Source organism: Streptococcus sp. 4155 (genome assembly GCF_013276695.1).
GTDB classification, from domain to species: Bacteria; Bacillota; Bacilli; order Lactobacillales; family Streptococcaceae; genus Streptococcus; species Streptococcus pseudopneumoniae.
This window is the reverse complement of the sequence record NZ_VMLM01000046.1, coordinates 46,426-50,217: the sequence shown is the minus strand read 5'-3', so window position 1 is coordinate 50,217 and position 3,792 is coordinate 46,426. Positions and strand designations below refer to the sequence as shown.

Annotated in this window: 6 protein-coding genes; all 6 read left to right on the top strand. The window is 28.0% G+C overall.

What is annotated here, in order from left to right:
• Positions 1-179 (top strand): transposase (locus HT715_RS06310; RefSeq protein ID WP_172922866.1); only part of this gene is annotated, 179 nt, incomplete at its 5' end.
• 380 nt (positions 180-559) lie between these two features.
• Positions 560-856, top strand: coding sequence for an uberolysin/carnocyclin family circular bacteriocin (locus tag HT715_RS06305; protein WP_000837727.1), 297 nt, complete (start codon positions 560-562; stop codon positions 854-856).
• A gap of 6 nt (positions 857-862) precedes the next feature.
• On the top strand, positions 863-1,999 hold the full coding sequence (locus HT715_RS06300) for a hypothetical protein (protein WP_000698831.1): 1,137 nt from the start codon (positions 863-865) through the stop codon (positions 1,997-1,999).
• The gene (locus HT715_RS06295) at positions 1,996-2,478 is read left to right on the top strand and encodes a stage II sporulation protein M (RefSeq protein ID WP_001232096.1); all 483 of its coding nucleotides are present in this window, start codon (positions 1,996-1,998) and stop codon (positions 2,476-2,478) included. The genes HT715_RS06300 and HT715_RS06295 overlap by 4 nt, the downstream gene beginning before the upstream one ends.
• Positions 2,475-3,071, top strand: coding sequence for an ATP-binding cassette domain-containing protein (locus HT715_RS06290; RefSeq protein WP_000687786.1), 597 nt, complete (start codon positions 2,475-2,477; stop codon positions 3,069-3,071). Before HT715_RS06295 ends, HT715_RS06290 begins: the two co-directional genes overlap by 4 nt.
• Positions 3,052-3,543 carry a hypothetical protein gene (locus HT715_RS06285; protein WP_000671988.1) on the top strand — a complete coding sequence of 164 codons (492 nt, stop codon included), beginning with the start codon at positions 3,052-3,054 and terminating at the stop codon, positions 3,541-3,543. The genes HT715_RS06290 and HT715_RS06285 overlap by 20 nt, the downstream gene beginning before the upstream one ends.
• Positions 3,544-3,792: the final 249 nt, after the last annotated feature.

Here is a 3,792-nt window from a genome sequence, read left to right as displayed (position 1 = left end):
CTTTTATCCCACCTTATACACCAGAAATGAACCCTATTGAACAAGTCTGGAAAGAAATTCGAAAACGAGGTTTTAAAAACAAGGTTTTCCAAACATTGGAAGCCGTCATTGATAAGCTTCAAGAAGTTATTCAAGGACTGGAAAAAAGCGTTTTAAAGTCCACTGTCAGTAGACAATGAACAAGGTTGCTTTTTGAAAATGATTGAGTATTAATAGGTTTCCTACATTAGTATAGAGGATGAAACTCAATTTTCAATGATATAAAAGAGTGATTTGGAGATTGTGAGGGTTGAGTATGTTTATTTATGATGTAGGAAGTGTAAACTAAAAAGGAGGTAGTAATCGTATAAAAGTTAAATAGACATTATCTTTTATTGAGTCTTAGTGATATAAAAGTAATTTGATAATCTAGGAAAATGTAGTAGTAATTTATTTATTATAGATATGTTAATAAAAGTAGTATAAAATATAGACGAACATTTGAAGAGAGTTAGGAATACAACATGTGCGAATTAACTCTCAATAAAACATACATAATATACAAAAGGAGTACACTAAAATGAAATCTAAAAGAATGGAATTTCATAATAAATTTCTCATTGTTTCAGCAATGTTAGCAGTCATTAGTTGGTTAAGCTTAGGTGTTGTTTCTTTTCCTATGTTGGCTGGGACATTAGGAATTTCGACAAAAGCTGCTGCTACTGTAGTCAATTTGATTAGTGCTTATAGTACAGTTACAGCAGTAATTTCAATTGTAGGTGCAATCACAGGAGTAGGTTCTATTGGTTCGGGTATTGCAGCAACAGTTCTTTATATATTGAAAAAGAAGAGTGCTGCTCAAGCAGCTCTATGGTAGAACTAGATGAAAATACTTTCTAAAAAAGAATGTGAAAGTATTTTAGGTTATCTTAATTTTATTGGGATAACCCTTTTGTTTTTTGTTATCATAAGTTTGTCAATCTATTTTAAAAGCTATCTTCCTTTTCAAGGGAAATTATTTTTACTTTTTTTGGTAGTAGATTACGCTACTTTGAATCGTTATAATATGAAACTGCCTATCCAAAGTAAAAAAATAAATACTTTCTATATAAGGAAAAACTATATTTTTCTCTATCTTCTTGCCATTGTCAAGAAATATTATTCTTTCCAAATTTTACAATCATTCATTTATTTATTTATTTTGTATTTTCTAGATATTATTGGATATTTTTATTTATACATTACTCTTTGTTTGATAGTTATTCAAATTATTTCTTTAATTCTACCTAGTTTGTTTTCAATTATAAGTAAATTGTTCTTATTTTTATCTATAGGACTATTGTCTATAGAACAAGGACAAGTTGTAATTTATGTCATACTACTCAATTATTTTATTTTAGTCATGGGGATATTAGATAATCATGCGAGTAATTTCTATTTTAAAAGCAGTCGAATGAGCCAAAAAAGATTTCGTAGCAGTCTATTTATATTGCTTCGTTTTTGTTGGTTAAATAAAGGGTTAACTTTTTCTTTTATTTTGATTAGTATTCTTCTTTCCTATCTATTTTGGTATATGATGACGATGTTATCAATTGATGGTACAAAAATACCAATATTGTTTCTTTATACCTCAATATATATCACATTAATGGAGGCAATAATAGGGAATCATAAATCCTCAATTGGGGTAGATCTAGCTTTACTTCAATTATCTGCTCTTAATCATTCTAAAATGAATTTCTTTTTTAAGAATGCACAACTAATGATGTTGACGCATTTAATCTCTTTCTTACAATTTTCATTGTTGTTATGTTTGATTCCGGTGACAAGTTATAGTAATGATATAAAAAGTATTTTGTTGAATTTGTTATTGATTCCATTCAATTATTTTATAGCCTATGTCTATTATAAGAAAGCTCTATTTTTAATTAAAGGTACAGTTAGTTTATTGAGATGGAGTTTTCTGGTTTTATATTGTTTTCTGATATTATTTGTAACTTTAGTAGGGGGCATTAGATGAGAAAAAGTGGTTTTCTGATTTACTATGTGTTATTTTGTACGGTCTGTTTTTCACTAGGTTTACTTTTAAGCTTTATATTAAAAAGTGAGACTTTTGCTACTATACCTCCGAAACTGGAATTACAATTTACATTGACAGTTTTACAGGCAAATTCTACAAATTTTTTGCTATATCTATTCTGTTTTCCGATTTCGCCCTTATTGCAACTTTTTGATTTGCTATCTTTAGGAATACAATTGGGTATATCTGGTCAGATGATTGGAATAGTAGCTACAATAAAAGGAATATTACCTCATGGTCTTATTGAAATACCGAATTTTATTTGGTATCAAGGTATGAGTCAGTATCTTTTATACCGATTATTGAAGGATAGGGGAATTGAAAATATACTTATTTATATAAAAAGTAATTTAAAATGGTATATCATTTCTTATATTTTATTAATTTTAGCAGCGTTGATAGAGGGAATTAAATTATGAAAATTGAAAATGAATCTAAAAGTTATGATAAATGTATACTGAAAAATATATCACTAGAGATTGATAAGGGAATTTACAGAGTTGAAGGAGAGAATGGTTCAGGAAAGAGCACCCTTCTACAACTTTTAGCTGGGCTAGAGACTTTTGATAGTGGTTTAAAGAATTGTGTATCCAAAGATGTACTATACCTTGATACCAATCAGCTTGGGGTTATTCCATTTACTATAGAAGAAAATTTGCAGTTGTTGTGTGATTCTTTTCAAATCCATCTATCATTTGAGGATAAAGAACAAATTAATACTTTTTTTGATAATAAAATCGGAGATAACTATATGACAGCATCTACTGGAACAAAATTCAAATTAGGCTTATCCTTAATTTTTGCTAAAAATTGGGATTATATTTTTATTGATGAGACCTTATCAACAGTGGATGCAAGAAGTATTGATATGATTGCTAAACGTTTAATTTCCATGAAAGAAAGCTCTACTATTATATATGTATCTCATAATTTATTGAATCAAGAATTGATTAGCAAATCTCAAAGGATTTTAATAGAGGAAGGACGGGTTTATGAAATTTCAAACAAATAATAGTTTATACAAATTAATGAATCTGATTATTTATCTTTTTCTTTTATATTTGTTTATTGATTTACTGATGAAGTCGGGAATTTTAGATGAACAAATTGATAAATTATCTGAACTATCTAATCTTTTTACAATTAAAATAGAAACAATATTGACAGTGATTTCTGTTGTTTTCACATTTATAGCAACTCTTATTGAATATGGATTTTCTCTCTTTCTGATTACATTATTTTTTGATAAGGATAAGAGGAACTTTGGAGATATTCTTTTATCTAAAAATATAACCTTAAGTTTTAGCATTTTACTTTGTTACTTATTTAATCCATCGGATATAAAGTTTGCTTATTTCAGCATATTGACAGTATTACTAATTGGGATAACAAATTATGCGAGATTTAAAAATTTAAGATTGACAGTAGTATTTTCTGTACCATTTTTATTTAATGCTATAGTGTCTATTATAAATAGTTTTTAGAAATACTAAAATTTCTTTTCTTTACTTAATAATGACACGAAATCATTTCGGTTTTATTAACTTGGAATTCTTATATTTTCTAGGTAGAACGTTTGTTCTGCCTATTTTCTTTATCCAAAAAGTGCAGTTGGGAGGGAGATAGGCGCATTTGGGGAGGAAGTCCAGTTTTTGTTTGAGGATTGGGGTAAGATAGTTGTTATCAGATGAGTTTATACTCTTCGAAAATCAAATTCAAACCACGTCAACGTC

Coding starts and splice junctions, on each gene's coding strand:
- HT715_RS06290 (WP_000687786.1), top strand. CDS start 2,475: ATGAAAATTGAAAATGAATCTAAAAGTTATGATAAATGTATACTGAAA.
- HT715_RS06295 (WP_001232096.1), top strand. CDS start 1,996: ATGAGAAAAAGTGGTTTTCTGATTTACTATGTGTTATTTTGTACGGTC.
- HT715_RS06285 (WP_000671988.1), top strand. CDS start 3,052: ATGAAATTTCAAACAAATAATAGTTTATACAAATTAATGAATCTGATT.
- HT715_RS06305 (WP_000837727.1), top strand. CDS start 560: ATGAAATCTAAAAGAATGGAATTTCATAATAAATTTCTCATTGTTTCA.
- HT715_RS06300 (WP_000698831.1), top strand. CDS start 863: ATGAAAATACTTTCTAAAAAAGAATGTGAAAGTATTTTAGGTTATCTT.